This is a genomic window from Undibacterium sp. GW821-FHT11B02, from assembly GCF_058808955.1.
Map to the genome: position 1 here is coordinate 105,790 of NZ_JBXASD010000009.1, position 16,838 is coordinate 122,627.

Sequence of the window (16,838 nt, forward strand, 5' to 3'; positions counted from 1 at the left end):
TCTGTTTTATAATGTCTGCGTGAGTTCAATTGCAATTCAACTGTAATTCAACCGCAATATACGGATGCCATGACGAAAGCCGTTTTTGCAGGTAATATGCGTACGGAAGAAGCTTGGAGTAGGTTGCAGTCATTTCTTGTTAGTCTGACTGTGCAGCCGGCCATTGGTTTCATGGATTAATTTTGTTTATTTTATATACGTATCATGCCCGATAAAAAATCCTCCAGCGGAGAAAAGTTGCTCTATTGCTCGTTTTGCGGCAAGAGTCAGCATGAGGTTAAGAAACTAATAGCAGGGCCATCCGTATTTATTTGCGATGAGTGCATCGATCTGTGCAATGACATCATTCGTGACGAAGTGTCCGAAATTGATAACATTGCCAGTGCAAAGACTGAATTGCCCACGCCACAGGAAATCACTGATTTGCTGGATCAGTACGTCATTGGTCAGCTTAACGCCAAGCGTATTCTGGCGGTAGCGGTATACAACCATTACAAGCGTCTGAAGCACCTTGGCAAGAAAGATGATGTCGAACTGGCCAAGAGTAATATCTTGCTGGTAGGCCCAACCGGCTCAGGTAAGACACTGCTGGCGCAAACACTGGCACGCATGCTGAATGTGCCTTTCGTGATCGCCGATGCAACTACGCTGACCGAAGCTGGTTATGTTGGTGAAGACGTTGAAAACATCATTCAAAAGTTGCTGCAAAACTGCAACTATGAAGTCGAACGTGCGCAAAAAGGGATCGTTTATATCGATGAGATTGACAAGATTTCTCGTAAATCTGACAACCCTTCGATTACCCGTGATGTGTCTGGTGAAGGTGTGCAACAAGCCTTGCTGAAACTGGTAGAGGGTACCATGGCGTCGGTGCCACCACAGGGTGGTCGTAAGCATCCAAATCAGGATTTCATTCAGATTGACACCACCAACATCATGTTTATCTGCGGTGGTGCGTTTGATGGCCTCGCCAAGATCATTTCCGACCGTTCTGAGCGCAGTGGCATCGGTTTCTCTGCCAGCGTCAAGAGCCAGTCAGAAAAGAGCGCCAGCGACGTTATGCAAGATGCTGAACCACAAGATCTGATCAAGTTTGGCCTGATCCCTGAACTGGTAGGCCGTCTGCCCGTCATTGCCACACTGAATGAACTGGACGAAGCAGCACTGATACAAATTCTGGTTGAACCTAAAAACGCCCTGATCAAGCAATATGCAAAATTGCTGGAGATGGAAGGCACAGAGCTGGAAATTCGTCCTGCAGCCCTGCAAGCGATTGCCAAGAAAGCGATCGCCCGCAAGACAGGTGCCCGTGGCTTGCGTTCCATCCTGGAGCACGCTTTGCTGGATGTCATGTATGACTTGCCTAGCCATCAGAACGTGGAGAAAGTGGTCATTGATGAAAATACCATCACCAATGGCGCGAAACCGCTGTTGATTTACCACGAGCAGCCCAAGGTTGCCGGTGCCTGAATCACCTGCGTGATGCAACAGTAGAAACTTAATGGGGAGGCAACTCCCCATTTTTTATTGATTTCTTACGCTTTATTTCTTTGTTTTAATTTGATTCGAAGTACAATGATTTAAGAAAACAATGACAGCTTCAATCGTAAAGCTACCCGGGGAAGCTCTCTGTGTGGCTTTTTTATTGTTTTTTTCCAAGATGGGCTTGTGTTTCCGCCCAGTGCGCCAACATTGTTAACCAGTATTTATGAAAGGTGCGCCATGACGACTACTCTGATAACCGAACAAACCCAACTGCCGTTGTTGCCACTGCGTGATGTTGTTGTATTCCCGCACATGGTGATTCCTCTGTTTGTGGGGCGCCCAAAATCCATCAAAGCCCTGGAAGCTGCCATGGATCAGGGCAAGAGCATTATGCTTGCCGCCCAGAAAGCTGCTGCCAAGGATGAACCTTCGGCAGATGATATTTATGAAATTGGCTGTATTGCCAATATCCTGCAAATGCTGAAGTTGCCAGACGGTACCGTCAAGGTGCTGGTCGAAGGCGCTCAGCGTGCGCGCATTCACAAGATCCATGATTCCGAATCGCACTTTTTCGCAGACCTGACGCCCGTCGCTCTGGATGAAGGTGATGAATCTGAAGTGGAGGCGATGCGTCGCGCCATCGTTCAACAGTTTGATCAATACGTCAAACTGAACAAAAAAATCCCTCCAGAAATTCTGGCATCCTTGTCCGGCATTGATGATGCTGGTCGCCTGGCTGATACCATTGCTGCCCATCTTCCATTGAAGCTGGAACAAAAGCAGGTCATCCTGGAAATTTTCAGTGTCTCCAAGCGTCTTGAACATTTGCTGGGGCAACTGGAAGGCGAACTCGACATCCTGCAGGTAGAAAAACGTATCCGTGGTCGCGTCAAGCGCCAGATGGAGAAATCCCAGCGCGAGTACTACCTCAATGAACAAGTCAAAGCCATCCAGAAAGAATTGGGTGAAGGTGAAGAGGGCGCTGACATTGACGAGCTGGAGAAAAAAATCCTGGCCGCCAAAATGCCTAAAGAAGCGCGTGACAAGGCACAGAATGAGTTGAAAAAACTCAAAATGATGTCGCCGATGTCGGCTGAAGCTACTGTTGTCCGCAATTACATCGACACCATCGTTAATCTGCCATGGAAGAAAAAATCCAAGGTCAATAATGATTTGACGAATGCTGAAAAAGTATTGGAAGACGAACACTTTGGCCTCGATAAGGTCAAAGAGCGCATCCTGGAATATCTTGCAGTACAGCAACGCGTCGACAAGCTGAAAGCGCCTATCCTGTGCTTGGTTGGTCCTCCAGGCGTCGGTAAGACTTCGCTGGGGCAATCCATTGCCCGTGCCACGAATCGCAAGTTTGTGCGCATGGCCTTGGGTGGTGTGCGTGACGAGGCTGAAATCCGTGGTCACCGTCGTACTTACATCGGTTCCATGCCAGGCAAGATTTTGCAAAGCCTGTCCAAAGTCGGTGTGCGTAATCCATTGTTCCTGCTGGATGAAGTGGACAAGATGGGTGCCGACTTCCGTGGCGATCCTTCGTCTGCCTTGCTGGAGGTATTGGACCCTGAGCAAAATCACACGTTCTCCGATCATTACATCGAAGTCGATTTTGATCTGTCCGACGTGATGTTTGTAGCGACATCCAATTCCTACAATATCCCGCCAGCTTTGCTGGACCGGATGGAAGTCATTCGTCTGTCGGGTTATACCGAAGATGAAAAGACAAGCATTGCCCAACGCTATTTGTTGCCCAAGCAAATCAAGAACAATGGTTTGAAAGAAGGCGAAATTACCGTTGCAGAAAGTGCCTTGCGCGACATCATTCGTTATTACACGCGTGAAGCCGGTGTGCGTTCGCTGGAAAGAGAAATCTCCAAGATTTGCCGCAAGGTCGTGAAAATGCTCTTGCTGAAAAAGACCGAGAAAAAAGCCACGGTCAATTCCAAGAATCTGGATAAATACCTGGGTGTGCGTCGCTACGACTTTGGCGTCGCTGTCAAAGACAACCAGATTGGTCAGGTAGTTGGTTTGGCCTGGACTGAAGTGGGCGGCGATTTGCTGACCATAGAAGCCGTTGCGATGCCTGGCAAAGGTGGTGTCATCCGTACAGGTACTCTGGGTGATGTCATGAAAGAATCCATCGAGGCAGCCCGCACCGTGGTACGCAGTCGCGCCAAGCGTCTGGGTATCAAGGCGGATGTGTTCGAGAAGAGTGACATCCATATCCACGTGCCTGAAGGTGCAACACCGAAAGACGGCCCGTCCGCAGGTATCGCCATGACTACGGCGCTGGTATCCGTGTTCACCGGCATCCCGGTTCGTGCTGATGTCGCCATGACAGGCGAGATCACACTGCGTGGCGAAGTATTGCCTATCGGTGGCTTGAAAGAGAAACTGCTGGCTGCGCATCGCGGTGGTATCAAAACCGTGTTGATACCAGAAGAAAACGCCAAGGATCTGGCAGAGATCCCGGATAACGTCAAAAACAAACTGGAGATCATCCCGGTCCGTTGGATAGACAAAGTCCTGGAAATCGCGCTGGAAACCCAGCCTGTTCCTTTGGTTGATGAGCCAACACCAGTGGCTGCTGCAGCAACACCAGAGACACCGGTGGATACGACGGTGGTAAAACACTAGACTGGTTAGGGCTTGTCGGTAAACGTCTGACAAGCTTTGGTGGCAAACAAAGAAAAGCGCCTGATTTTTTAATCAGGCGCTTTTTTGTTTTCGCACACTGGTCAGTGTTGGGTTGCTCTACAACATTCCACCTGAGTTGTGTTTTTGAAGTAAAAGGCAGATTTTCGATGAACACCTGTCACCAAAGTTTTCAAGTTTCAATCTGCAAGTTTGTCCGTTCAGTGTGAAGCTGTTAATCGCTGTTGATCACTCTAGTGCCACATCCGGATGCAGCCATCCTGGCAGGGCTTGAATGGCGGAAAGCCATCGTTGTGTGTGCGGGAAATCAGTTGTAGTCACCTCGATTTGCGACAGCCAGTGCAGGTAGGCGGAACAGCTGAGGTCGGCGATACTAGGGCCGGATGACAGCAAAAATTGTTTGTCTGTGAGAGTTTTATCTAAGGTTTGTAAATCGGTCAGCGCACGCTGACGCAGGTAATGCAATACTTCTGGGGGCTGTTTTTCCCATAGCAGGGCGTAGCGCAGGTTGGGTACGCTGAAACCTATGCGATTGGTTTCCCAGCTTAGCCATTCCAGTATGGATTGCCAGTCATGCTCATTGCGTCCGCAAAACTGTTTGTGCCGTTGCGCCAGATAGATGAGGATGGCATTTGACTGGCAGAGTGCTTGCCCGTTGTCCAGCAACACCGGTACCTCACCAAATTTACTGGCAGCGACGAAATCAGCTGGTCGTTGGTGTCTAGGGATGGCAAGGTCTATCCATTGATATTCGTGCGGTATGCCGGACAAGAGCAGAAATGATCTGACCTTGAATGTATGACCTGAATTGCTGCTTCCAAATAATTTCATGTTGGGACCCTGCTTTTCTGCGTTGGTGTACGTTGGCATGTATCAGCGGTGTTTTTTTATGCATAGCTGAATGTGAATATACAGCGGTGTGTCATCATTTTATTGTGTGGTGATTTTCACCGGCGTTCGAAATCCATGACCCAATTGGTCTCCCACGTGTTGCCGCCATCGATGGAAAATGCCTGCTCCCAGCGTGGCGCGTCGGTCTTGGGCATGGTCCATAAAAAGCGTACGCGTATCGCTTGGCCAGCGAAAGTGTCGTCGGCATAGAATGTACCGACTCCGTTTTGAAACTGACCGCGCATCGGTGTATCGAGGTGGCCGGGATAGCGGGCATCCAGCCACCAGATGGACCAGGTACCACTGGCTGCATCATAGCTGCGCAGGGTCGCGGCGCGGTATGGGGTGTCTGGCATATCGAGCTGGTTGTCATCAAAATTACCTGTGCCACCCAGGATTTTGATGGTGGATGTGGTGCCGGTAAATTCCTGCCAGTCCTGGCAATTAACCAGCCTGTCTTTTAGACGACGGTGTTTTACCTTCCAGTTACCTATAAAAAAATCGAAATCTGCTGCACCTGTAGTGCTGGTCGACTTGTCCATGATGTTCCTTTGATGGTGTGGTATTGCGGTGCCGGATTAGCACCTGTCAGCATCTTATTGTTTATATAGGACGGAATTGATCCTAATTAATGTCTATACTTGCAGCATGTCTTCCATTTACCATCCAACCACACGTGTACTGGCTGTACTTGAGCTATTGCAGGTACATGGTCGCCTTGGTGGTGCTGAGCTGGCTGCAATGCTGGGTATAGACAGACGTAGCTTGCGCCGGTATATCGTCACCCTGGAAGAAATGGGGATACCTGTCATGACTGAGCGTGGTCGTTATGGTGGTTATGCATTGATGCCAGGTTTTAAATTGCCGCCGATGATGTTTAGTGAAGATGAGGCATTGGCGCTGGCAATAGGTTTAATGGCAGCACGCAGATTAAGCCTGGTAGATGCAGCACCGGCAATTACCAGCAGCCTGGCCAAGTTGCAGCGACTGTTGCCCGACAAGTTGAAACTTAAACTGCAGGCGATGGAAGAGATGGTGCAACTCGATCTGGCACCTTCTGCAACGCCAGCTGACAAATTGGTGCTTGGCAGTTTGAGTGAAGCTGCCATGCAGAAGTTGAGGGTACATCTGCAATATCGCGCCGCTGACGGTATTGGTAGTGACAGGGATTTTGATGCCTACGGCCTGGCGTTTCATGCGGGTTTTTGGTATGCCGTCGGGTTTTGTCATTTGCGAAAAGATGTACGCAGCTTCCGGCTTGACCGTGTGTTGCAGGTACATGTTTTGGGCGTGCACTTTGCACGTCCAGCGAGGTTTAATGTGGTGCAGCATCTGCGCAAGGCCGTGGCGACAATACCGCGTGCATTCAGCGCCGAGGTATTGCTGAAAACGGATATGCAGACAGCGGGTGACTATTTGTCTGATGCGATTGGTGTGCTGGAGCAAAGCAGTGAAGGCGTGTTGCTGCATAACCAGTCGGATGATCTGAACTGGTTTGCGCGGCAATTGGCGGCCTTGCCATTTGAATTTGTGATTCACAAACCGCAACAGTTGCGCCTGGAGATGAGGGCGCTGGTCAGGCGTTTGACAAAGGCTTAGATGCAAAAAATGGACTGGTAATAGCCTGCATTGATATATGTAAGTGCACAACAAGGTGATAAAAATCGTCTTATTTAATAATAAATCTTCATTAAATGAAGAAAATATTCATAAAAGGCTTGCTACTTGAAAAGGTATGTGGCAAGATTTAATCGCTGAAACAAATAACACTTTTCAAACTGAACGGAAATGATTGTGAAAACCACTTCTCAACCAGCATCTTTATCGAACTCGCGCCCCTTGGCGCGGGGCGGGCCGTTGCAGAATTGGCTGGCCAGTTTGATTTCCGTCAGTGCGATTAATGCGGTAAAAAACGCGACGTCGGTTTCTGCGATATCTGATACGCAAGCTTCGTCTGATGCTGGCTGTTCTCTCACATTTTTTGCGGGCTCTTGCGAGCATGGCTATCAAGATTATGGCTATTACTGGACACGTATGATTGACATCCGAGGGGGGAACCCTTGACATTATGGAGGCAGGCAAATGCCCGCTTCATGATACAAAAGCTGAAAAGCCCGGATGCCTGAAAAGCACTGGGCTTTTTTCTTGGTTTTTAGTTTTTAACTGTCTTTAGTTCAGCTTGCGCTGACAAAGACTCAGCAATAGAACCCGCCGTAAGAACCTGTTTCCGATCTTACTGCGCGTGCGCAATTGGAGTCCATGCGAGGCTCATGTGCTGCTCAAAATGCTCATGTACTAGAGTACATTCCGCTTTTTGCGCTGCTCTTCACCTCGCTAACGCACGCTCGCTACAGATCGTAAACTGGTTCTAAGGCGGTCGTGCCGGAAAACACCGGATAACACGGGATTCTTTAACAATTTGGGAAGATGTAATGATGAAATCTTTATTCATGATCCATGTAACTGGATCATGAATAAAGAAGACATCTCAATGGGCGCATGGCACGTAGCCATGCTGCCAATATAAGGATGACGTTGTGTCATCCAGCAAGAAATGGATTGATATTCCGCTATGGACGCGGGGCTGTCTGTAAAACAGTTGCTTAGGCTGGCCAGGTTCGATTCCTGGGCGATCCACCATCAGTATTTTTCGTACTGATTCTCAAGGAAGAGTCAGGAGGAGTGCTGATTTTTAAGAAAATTAGAATAAAAATAAAAGAAGAAAATTTATGTTTACGATTTACTGGACCATCGTTTTTGATGGTCAACGATTGGCCTGCTCCAGGGAGTTTGGCCGCGATGAAATGACGAAGGCATTGCATTTCGCAGAAGCCTTGCGCGCAAAGCAGCGCAATGGTTTGGCGATATGCCATATCACCATGTCGTCGGAAAACCCCGACTCAGTTGGCCGTGCCGGCGTAGCCGAAACAGATTCCAGCTATGCGTGGAAAAAACGCAGACTGTAAGCTTGTTAGCTCTGAGTTGATGCTGCAATATCAAACGCGGATATGGAGCGCATTTTATCAACAAAAGGTGTTTGCCTGGTTGCCTGAGTGGTCAAAAGGCGCAGCCTGCAAAACTGTTGTTCGCCGGTTCGAATCCGGCACCGGGCTCTTTATCAAAAGTGCTCCTGACAGAGCACGAATTTATTACAAGGCCGATCTATTTGTCGGCGATCATTTATGCGGCGTAAGACAAATGAAAATACCTCACGATTTTTGTTTGTTGTCACCTTGAATGGTGAGCGCTGCGCCATTTTGTATTCCTCCAACTTGTGAAGAAAAGTTGGAGTGAGTTTTTGCAAGGTTTAGGCCCGCTTTCAGTTATCACAGATAGATAGCGAGGGCCTGCTAATACCTTGCTACAAGCAGTCATGAGAATCGAAAGTTTATTCTGCATGACCCCGGACGCAACCGGGATTTATCCTTGGCCGACAAAGGCAAAACCTGAACTGAAAAGCTTTATACGGTGATGGCAATTAGTCGCTACAATGTAATTACCACCCCCGTCTTCCCAAATTGAAAACATCCCAAAGAAACAGGTGATGTATGCAACAAATACTGGTATTGGACATAGCAGGAATACCATACGACTGGATCAGTCAAAATGATGCAGCGACCCATTATGCTGCCAAAAAAGTGGCGTGGGATATTGGCGATCAGGTATTGATGCTGCGTGGGGGTTATAACAAGGATGGCGAACAGTCAAAAATTGTCGTCCGTCCCATCATTTCCATACGTAATAGTGAACGGATGTCGAAGAATAGCCGACATCAAATTCCCCTTGGCGATGGTAACCGTCTGTTATATGCGCGTGACAAATATATTTGCGCTTATTGCGGTGAAAAATTTCCTTACCATGAGCTGTCGCGTGATCACGTACTTGCTCGTTCACGTGGGGGTAGGGATGTATGGGAAAATTGTGTCACTGCGTGCCGGATATGCAATCAAAACAAGGGTAGCAAACTGGTGCATGACTTCAGACCTTTGATTTATGTGCCTTATGCACCTTGTCGTTTTGAACACTTCATTTTGAGTGGTAGAAACGTGATAGCCGATCAGCTGGATTATCTGACAGCCAAATTGCCACGTCATAGCCGCCTGCTGTAATGGGGCGGCATACTCCCGATATGGTACCAATAAGCAGAAAAGAATCCATTTAACATGTATTGTAAATACATGTTAAATGGATTATGATCCGACTAAGGAACTTTAAAAGAAGGTTCCTTCCTTGTTTCATCCAATTGTTTTTTTCTTAAACATGTATATTAAATACATTAAATTGGATGCATTTACATTAAATATACTTTTTATGAGGCATCATGTTAGATATTTCCACTCGTGAGCTGGTGAAAGCTACAGTCCCGGTTTTGAAAGAACATGGCGTTACCCTGACGCGTCACTTCTACGCACGCATGTTTGAACATAATCCAGAACTAAAGCCTGTCTTTAACCAGGGTAACCAGCAATCTGGCAGTCAGCAGCAGGCGCTGGCGATGGCCGTATTGGCCTATGCAGAGCACATTGATAATCCCACCGTACTCATGCCTGTGTTGACGCTGGTAGCGAACAAGCATGTCAGTGTCGGTATCAGGGCAGAACACTATCCTATCGTTGGCAAGCATCTGCTGGCATCAATCAAGGAAGTGCTTGGGAATGCAGCCTCGGATGAACTGATCGCCGCCTGGGCCGCCGCATATGGGCAACTTGCTGACATATTGATCGCCCAGGAAGCCGCCATCTACGCGCAGGCAGCAAGCACGCCAGGAGGCTGGACGGGCTGGCGCACCTTTGTTATCAGCAAAAAAATTGCAGAAAGTGAAGAAATTACCTCTTTTTACCTGCGACCGGCAGATGGCGGCAAGGTGCCGACCTATCGGCCTGGGCAGTATATTTCGGTCAAGGTGTTCGTGCCAGAACTGGGCATCATGCAGCCGCGCCAATACAGCTTGTCAGCAGCGCCGGGTGGTGAATGCCTGCGTATTTCTGTCAAACGCGAAAGTGAAATGGCAGATAAACCGGCTGGCTTGGTATCCAATGTCTTGCACCGGGACTTGCAAGAGGGTGCTTTGCTGGATGTGGCACCACCCATGGGCGATTATGTCTTGCATGAAGACCGTGATACTCCTGTCGTGCTGATCAGTGCCGGTGTTGGTGTAACACCCAAGATGGCAATGCTGGAACACCTGCTGCATAACAAGACATCACGACAAGTCCGCTTTTTGCATGCTTGCCGGCACGGCGGTGTACACGCATTCAAACAGCATGTACGCGAGCTGACGGGGCAGCATGCCCACGTCAAATCCGTGATTTACTATGAAACACCGAGAGCAAAAGATCAGCCATCAGTGGACTTTGATCACAGCGGTCGCCTGAATCTGGAGACGGTTGCTGCTGACGTGATCTTGCCAGAGGCCGACTACTATGTTTGCGGCCCACGTCCCTTCATGCAGGCGCAAATTGCCAGCTTGCATGCACTGGGTGTTTCTGCAGACCGCATTCACAAGGAAGCTTTTGGTAGTGGTGGCTTTGCGCAATAAATGGAATTGACGCCATATCAGCACCCTGTTTATGTGGCGTCAATACCTCAGGCTTATCTTTCAATAATTTTGGCAACTGTATTATCATGCGACCTACCTCCTGATTCGAGATATTTTTATGCAACTGACCCACTTTACCGACCTTGGCTTGCGCGTGTTGATGTACTTGAGCCATAAGGAAAGGGAAGAGCCTGTGACGATTACCGAAATTGCGACCAAGTTTGCCATTTCGCGTAATCATCTGGTCAAGGTGGTGCATTTTATGGCGCAAAAAAACTGGATCATAACCACCAGGGGCAAAGGGGGTGGCATGGTGTTGGCACAGTCCGCAAAAAATTATCGCCTTGGTACCACCATACGGGAACTGGAAGGGGAGAGCGCCTTGATTGATTGCGCAAGTCCGCCATGCGAGTTACGTGGCAATTGTCAATTAAAGAGCATACTGGATCAGGCATTGTCAGTCTTTTATACCCATCTGGATACTCATACACTGGCTGATGCGGTGGCTGGCAACACGCATGAGGCTATAGTAATGCTGCACAAATTGGGTTTTGTAGATCGCTCACAAATCGGGCGTGATGCGCAGATAAAGCGTGACTGAAACTTGCAGGTGATGCCACGTCTGCATCACCTGAATTGTGCTTGACTACCTAGCCAATACGGTAGGAAGAATTGCTTCCAGTTCGCTCGCCCATACTTCATAACCTTCTGCAGACAGGTGCAGTTTGTCTTTGCTTAAGCCTTTCCAGTTATCGCCAGCGGGCGGAAATTTTTCTGCCAGGTTGAGATAGAAAATATCTTTTTGGTCAGCCAGCGGAGCCAGCAAACCATTCACTGTCGCCATTTTTTCTGTTGCACGTGCATTGGGTAAAATACTCAGCAAGACAATTTTGATGCCTGAGAATTTTTTCTGGGTGGCGGCAATTACTGCTTTGACGCCGTCGGCTATGTCTTCCGGCGTATCCTGCCAATTGTTGGTGCCTATCAGTATCACGGCTGCTTTGGGGGTGAATGCGGACAAGTCGATGTTTTCAAGGCGCCATATGGTATGTTGTGTCTTGTCAGAACCAAGTCCAAAGTCGATGGCACGCTCTTCAAAATGCTGTTTCCATACCGGCGAACCGGCACCCCAACGCCATTGCTCGGTGATGGAGTCGCCAATGAAAATCAGGTCGGCGGGGCGATTTTTTCTCAGTGTTATATAGTCATTGAAATAGATTTGGTAATTGATTCTGGGACTGTAGTTCTGATCACTGGCAACCGTGGTTGTTTGTTTGGCCGGTGCTGTGCTTACTTGCGCATTGCAAAGAGATGTGACCAGAAGAGCAGACAAAAGAAAGCGTTTCATGATGTGCTCGTAGATGAATGAAGTTCGTCAAAAAAAGTTTTACTCTGCTTGTGGCGATATGACGCCTGCCTTGAGCGACAGATAATTGTTCAAGCCGTTTTTGGGTAAACCCTTGATGCCAGCCACGACAGATTCTGCATTGATTCTGGCGCCAGCAATATTGGTGTGGGTACGCTGGTCGCTAAACAGGGTTTCCACTTTTTCTTTGCCCAGAGCGTCATAGGTTTTACCTGTGATCAAGGTGACATCAATCAGGGGCACTTGCGTTTCTTTGGCAACAGCACTTGCAAGCTTGCGGTGTTCAGCAAAATCATTCGCCCAATCTTTGTGCGGTACTGGTGTAGCAAGGATGACAGAAATACCCTTGGCTCTGGCGTCCTGTATGTACTTCTTCAAATACCAGCCGTAGCTGTGTACGATTTCGACGCTACCATCTGGTTTGGTGATATTTTCGGTTTCTTCGCCTGCGCTGCGTATGCTGCCCCGGAACTTGCCCCTGGCATCCAGTGGGCCGACATCATTGTGTCCAAATTGTACCAGCACGAAATCGCCGGCTTTCATTTCACCCAGCACTTTGTCCCAGCGGCCTTCCTGTATATAAGTGCGGCTGCTGCGGCCACCTATGGCGCGGTTGATGACATTGATCTTGCTCAGATCAAAGTAAGGTGCTATTTCATCTGCCCAGCCACGCATGGGGGCGTCACTACGGGCAGTGGAGTCGCCGACGATAAAGAAAGAGGGTAGTTTGGGATCAATCGCCTGTTTGACGGTTGCCTGCTTGCTTTCGTCAACGACTGGCCTGTCGTCTTCTTTGGTGGCTTGTGCTGAAGCCAGGCCCGCCGCAGCAAAGAAGAGTAAAAACTGTACAGCCTTGCGCCAGGAAAAGAAAGATGTTTTAGTCATGTTCATGAAAGCCTCTGTGTCAGCAATGTTGCAGCAAATGTATAGATATAGTTCAGCATAAAAGCCTTAACTGCCATCGGGTTTTTTGACGATGACAATGGCCGGGCTGGCAGGGATGGAAAATGATTCTGGCGCATCGGGTTTGGCAGGATCAAAACTGTCAACCTCAGCAAGGATGGATTTTGCCAGCGGTAGTTTGGCCAGGCGTATACCTTGGGCTATGCATTTCGCCAGTTCATAGGCACCGTAGGCATTGTGATGCGTACCGTCGCCGGGCTTAAATGCCAGCAAGGATTTTTCTGGCCCCAGGGCTTCATAGAAGACTTTGCTCATGGCATGCAGATCGATCAGGGGCAAGCCTTCTTCTTTGGCTACTTCACGTACCGCATCCGGGTAGCCTTTGTGTGAATTGCTGATGGTCGTACCTTCAAACGTGCGACGCTGTACCTGGGTGACCAAAATGACCTGTGCATGTTTTTCGGCCAGGGCCGCAGTATAGCTTTTCAGATTATTTTTGTAAGTTGCTACATCCACCACTTTCATGTCATTGTGCCCAAATTGAATGAACACATAGTCGTCAGGTTTGACAAGGCTGAGTACTTTGTCCAGACGGCGAGCTGATTTAGATGAGGACAGTGATTCGCCAGATTGCGCATAATTGGCGACACTGACATCCGATGAGAAAAAACGTGGCAACATCTGCCCCCAACTGGCGTAGGGTTCGCCCGGTTGATCGGTGACAGTAGAGTCGCCCAGCAAGTACAGGGTAGGCAGGTTTTCCACGCGTTCGATATCGATGGCATCTACACTGGGGCGTGAGCCGTTGAATTCCAATGTCAGCTTGTTATCCCAGGTAAATTGTTCTTCCCCGGTTTCGCGTGGCTTCAATTTTACTTCGCCACCGCCAGCAATGCCCGGGCGACGCACATTGACGACGAAGCTTTTTTCTATACGTTCGCCTTTTTGGGTTTTGATTTTCTCCAGCATCAGGCGACGGGTCTCGGCCTTGACCGTGGTTTCGGATACGTCATCGGTGTCACCCAGCGTGAGTCTAACGCGATAATTACCTTCTGGTACGGCGACAGAAAACAGGAAAGGTTTGGAAGAGCTGACGCCGTTACTGGTAGCACGGACCTGTCCACCATTTTCAAAGCCATATCCGGTTTCTGCCGAATAGACGACATCCGGTTTCACAGACTTGGATTTTTCTGTGGGCTTTGCGCTGAAATCAAATGAATAGGTTTGCGCGTAAAGTGTATTGCTGAATACGATACTGCTTAGAAAAACAAACACGCTGAATATCGGGAATTTTTTCATTGGGCAAGGTAAGAGAAGTGGGTGCGGCTATAAAACAGCATACAAATTATTCAGGAATTTTAGGACAGCCAGGTAGCAAAGTGTGTCGCACTGACAAACAATCAAGTCTGTGATTGGCAGGGATAATTGGTTTTGCACGGTTCAATGAAACCTATCTGTGACAATGATCGGCGGGGTGTTGGTTGTTGTGCTATAGCAAATATACGTCATGATTGTCAGGCCGGCGGGCGACGCATTTCTGGACGGTTATTGCCGGATCCACCCGGAGTAAAGCCGCCAAAGCGATACGAAAGGCCGACATAAATCAGGCGACCATCATAGCGACGGATATTGCGTTCTTTGAGTGTGTCTGTATCAATGATTGTTTCGATTTTATTGGAATTGAATATGTCAGTAACATTCAATACCAGATTCAGGCTGGGTGTAATCGTATGACGCAAGCTGAAATTGGCAGTGGAATTGGGCTGACGGTATCCTTCCCCAGACAAGGTTTTTCCTTGGGCATTCAGGCTGACTTGCAACTGATCCTGTTCGGTCAACTGGTAATTGAAACGCCCACGCAGGCTTAAGGATGATGCCCTACGTGTGATTTCCTGACCGTTTGTAGTCAGGATTTCCTGGCCAACTGCATTCAAGATTCTTGGGCCGCTTGAAGTCAGGATTTTTTGTTCGATAAACAAGAGGTTGCCGCTGGTATTGATAGAAAGCTTGGGCGTTACTTTGCCGCTGAGTGTGAACTCGATGCCGCTGGAGTGGTTGCCGCCACCGTTTTCCAACGTTGTCCGTACTACAGTGCTGCTAATGGGGATTTGGCGCTGCAAAATACTGTCGCTTTCTGTGCGATAGTAACCGCGGATATTCATATCCAGCCCGACGACCCTGGTTTCATAGGCCAGTTCAAAAGAATCTGTCTGTGCCGGCTTTAATTTGGGATTACCACTTGATTCATTGAAGTCATCGCGATAGACAACGAAAGGATTGAGTTCATTGGCATTGGCGCGCCGTATGCGGTGGGCATAACTGAAGCGTATGGTAGTGTCGTCACTGGCCTTGTAGCTGGCAAAGAAGCTGGGAATATAGTTGATGTAGTGGTTGGTGGCTTCAATCTGGGCCGTCAGTTGCTGGATGTCGATGTGCGTATATTCAGTTCTCAAACCTGCCAGCACACCCCATTTTTCATTCAGGCGCAATTGATACGAGCCATACAGGGCAATATTGGCTTCATCGAGGTTATAGCTATTGGTTCTTAACGGATTGAGAGTGGCGACGTTACTGAATGGGTCAATATTAAAAAAGCTGGTATCAAATTCGCTTTTGTTGTTGGCTATTTTGTAGCCCATTTTTAACAGACCCTGATCATCGGGACGTTCATAGTCACCGGTAAAGTCAACGATCTTGATGTTGTTGGCATTATTTTGCTTGCTGTGTACATCGGGAAAAGAGGCGGGATTGATTGCATACACGTTGGAATACGCGTTGGAACTGGCATTGTCCGACCCCGAGACGCGCAGGTCCACCCGCATGATTTCGCCGTTGATATCACCCTTGTGGTCATAGCGCCCACCCCAGCTGTAGTTGGTGCTTTCGCCACCGCGCTGTGTTGAACGCACGTAGTCATTATTGATTTGGCCAAAGTTCAGGTAATGATCTGTCGATTTGTTGTCATTGTTGCGTCTGCCATAGGAAAAATTGGCAGCCAGCGTGTCCTTGGTGCCGACGTTGTATGTGATCGCAGCATTGACGCCAGAAGAATTATTCAGACCGGCAGAACTGGACGTTTGCGTGCTGTGCTGATCAGGATTAGTGAGGGCGCGGACGGAATCACCTATCGAATTTCTGCCATCATGGCGGAAGTTGACACCGCCCTGTATGCCAAACGGGCCCTCATGGTAGCTGCCGGATACGGCACTGTTGTAGCGACCTGCAGAACCGCCATTGGCGTTGACAACACCAAAACCACCGGGTTGGCGATTACGTCGCATGACCAGATTAATGATGGGGCCGCCGCCACCTTCGTTACCAAATTGCGCGCCGGGGTTATTGATGACTTCCACCGATTCAATGTCATGCGATGGCATGGCATTGAGTGACGCGCCACGGTTATCACCCTGCATCATGGCAGATGGTTTTCCATCAATCAGGATTTGCACTTTGGTGCTGCCGCGCAGACTGACCGTACCGTCCGGATCAACAGATACCGATGGGACATTGTTGAGTGCATCGGCGGCTGTGCCATTGGTACTGGCAACATCTGATTTTACATCGTACACCTGGCGGTCAATGCGGTTGCTGGGGCGTTCCCCCTGTACTGTCACTGACGGTGGTTCAGCGCTGCTGTTAGATGCTGCATCAGGTGTAGCAGATTTTGTCTCAGCTTTACTGACTGTACCCGCCTTATTGTCTGTTTCTTCCGGCTTGGTTTCAGCAGGTTTGACTGGCGTCGTTGAATTGCCTGCTTGAGCTGGCGTAACGGGTGTGGCCGGTGCAATGGGTTTGTCCGGGGTTTGGGCAGAGGCAGTTTGGCCCATGCAAAAAACTTCTGCGATCAACACACCAAGTACCAGGTTTCGCGTTGTCTTGCCACTATGACGGACAAGTTGCGTTACAGCTGTTGTACATTTAATTTTACGGTGTGTAGTCATGATTTGGGTTTAGTTGAACATCAATGTGCGAAATTACCTACACTAGGAC

Annotated in this window: 14 protein-coding genes and 2 tRNA genes; 9 read left to right on the forward strand and 7 right to left on the reverse strand. The window is 48.8% G+C overall.

Annotated features, from left to right (window positions below; genetic code table 11):
* Window positions 1-204: 204 nt before the first annotated feature.
* Both clpX and lon read left to right on the forward strand, forming a co-directional pair.
* Complete coding sequence (clpX, locus tag AC1RVX_RS19710; protein ID WP_493218306.1) at window positions 205-1,470, forward strand: ATP-dependent Clp protease ATP-binding subunit ClpX; 1,266 nt, start codon at window positions 205-207, stop codon at window positions 1,468-1,470.
* Between the two features lie 252 nt (window positions 1,471-1,722).
* Complete coding sequence (lon, locus tag AC1RVX_RS19715; protein WP_493218307.1) at window positions 1,723-4,131, forward strand: endopeptidase La; 2,409 nt, start codon at window positions 1,723-1,725, stop codon at window positions 4,129-4,131.
* A 246-nt stretch (window positions 4,132-4,377) separates the two neighbouring features.
* Here the strand turns inward: lon and AC1RVX_RS19720 are convergent, their stop codons facing one another.
* Entirely contained in the window at window positions 4,378-4,980 is a 603-nt protein-coding gene (locus AC1RVX_RS19720) for a glutathione S-transferase family protein (protein ID WP_493218308.1), read from the reverse strand.
* A 116-nt stretch (window positions 4,981-5,096) separates the two neighbouring features.
* Window positions 5,097-5,582 carry a DUF1579 domain-containing protein gene (locus tag AC1RVX_RS19725; RefSeq protein WP_493218309.1) on the reverse strand — a complete coding sequence of 162 codons (486 nt, stop codon included), beginning with the start codon at window positions 5,580-5,582 and terminating at the stop codon, window positions 5,097-5,099.
* Window positions 5,583-5,688: 106 nt separating this feature from the next.
* On the opposite strand from AC1RVX_RS19725, the gene AC1RVX_RS19730 reads away from it, so the two are divergent.
* The gene (locus AC1RVX_RS19730; protein ID WP_493218310.1) at window positions 5,689-6,639 is read left to right on the forward strand and encodes a helix-turn-helix transcriptional regulator; all 951 of its coding nucleotides are present in this window, start codon (window positions 5,689-5,691) and stop codon (window positions 6,637-6,639) included.
* Window positions 6,640-6,848: 209 nt separating this feature from the next.
* Here the strand turns inward: AC1RVX_RS19730 and AC1RVX_RS19735 are convergent, their stop codons facing one another.
* Entirely contained in the window at window positions 6,849-7,016 is a 168-nt protein-coding gene (locus AC1RVX_RS19735; RefSeq protein ID WP_493218311.1) for a hypothetical protein, read from the reverse strand.
* A 580-nt stretch (window positions 7,017-7,596) separates the two neighbouring features.
* Here AC1RVX_RS19735 and AC1RVX_RS19740 point away from each other — a divergent pair.
* The 6 genes from AC1RVX_RS19740 to AC1RVX_RS19765 all read left to right on the forward strand — a co-directional run bounded on the left by AC1RVX_RS19740 (window position 7,597) and on the right by AC1RVX_RS19765 (window position 11,180).
* A tRNA-Tyr gene (locus AC1RVX_RS19740) sits at window positions 7,597-7,680 on the forward strand.
* An 89-nt stretch (window positions 7,681-7,769) separates the two neighbouring features.
* The gene (locus AC1RVX_RS19745) at window positions 7,770-8,006 is read left to right on the forward strand and encodes a hypothetical protein (protein ID WP_493218312.1); all 237 of its coding nucleotides are present in this window, start codon (window positions 7,770-7,772) and stop codon (window positions 8,004-8,006) included.
* A gap of 73 nt (window positions 8,007-8,079) precedes the next feature.
* Window positions 8,080-8,153, forward strand: a tRNA-Cys gene (locus AC1RVX_RS19750).
* A gap of 435 nt (window positions 8,154-8,588) precedes the next feature.
* Window positions 8,589-9,149 carry an HNH endonuclease gene (locus AC1RVX_RS19755; RefSeq protein WP_493218313.1) on the forward strand — a complete coding sequence of 187 codons (561 nt, stop codon included), beginning with the start codon at window positions 8,589-8,591 and terminating at the stop codon, window positions 9,147-9,149.
* A gap of 212 nt (window positions 9,150-9,361) precedes the next feature.
* On the forward strand, window positions 9,362-10,579 hold the full coding sequence (hmpA, locus tag AC1RVX_RS19760; RefSeq protein WP_493218314.1) for an NO-inducible flavohemoprotein: 1,218 nt from the start codon (window positions 9,362-9,364) through the stop codon (window positions 10,577-10,579).
* A gap of 118 nt (window positions 10,580-10,697) precedes the next feature.
* Window positions 10,698-11,180 (forward strand): RrF2 family transcriptional regulator, encoded by a 483-nt coding sequence (locus tag AC1RVX_RS19765; RefSeq protein ID WP_493218315.1) that lies wholly within the window; start codon window positions 10,698-10,700, stop codon window positions 11,178-11,180.
* A gap of 45 nt (window positions 11,181-11,225) precedes the next feature.
* On the opposite strand, the gene AC1RVX_RS19770 is transcribed toward AC1RVX_RS19765, so the two are convergent.
* The 4 genes from AC1RVX_RS19770 to AC1RVX_RS19785 form a co-directional block, all read right to left on the reverse strand.
* Window positions 11,226-11,927, reverse strand: coding sequence for a GDSL-type esterase/lipase family protein (locus AC1RVX_RS19770; RefSeq protein ID WP_493218316.1), 702 nt, complete (start codon window positions 11,925-11,927; stop codon window positions 11,226-11,228).
* Between the two features lie 39 nt (window positions 11,928-11,966).
* Window positions 11,967-12,836 carry a rhamnogalacturonan acetylesterase gene (locus tag AC1RVX_RS19775; protein ID WP_493218317.1) on the reverse strand — a complete coding sequence of 290 codons (870 nt, stop codon included), beginning with the start codon at window positions 12,834-12,836 and terminating at the stop codon, window positions 11,967-11,969.
* Window positions 12,837-12,896: 60 nt separating this feature from the next.
* Window positions 12,897-14,123: a rhamnogalacturonan acetylesterase gene (locus tag AC1RVX_RS19780; RefSeq protein ID WP_493218318.1), complete on the reverse strand. Its 1,227-nt coding sequence runs from the start codon at window positions 14,121-14,123 to the stop codon at window positions 12,897-12,899.
* Between the two features lie 239 nt (window positions 14,124-14,362).
* On the reverse strand, window positions 14,363-16,675 hold the full coding sequence (locus AC1RVX_RS19785; protein ID WP_493218319.1) for a TonB-dependent receptor domain-containing protein: 2,313 nt from the start codon (window positions 16,673-16,675) through the stop codon (window positions 14,363-14,365).
* Window positions 16,676-16,838 lie beyond the last annotated feature (163 nt).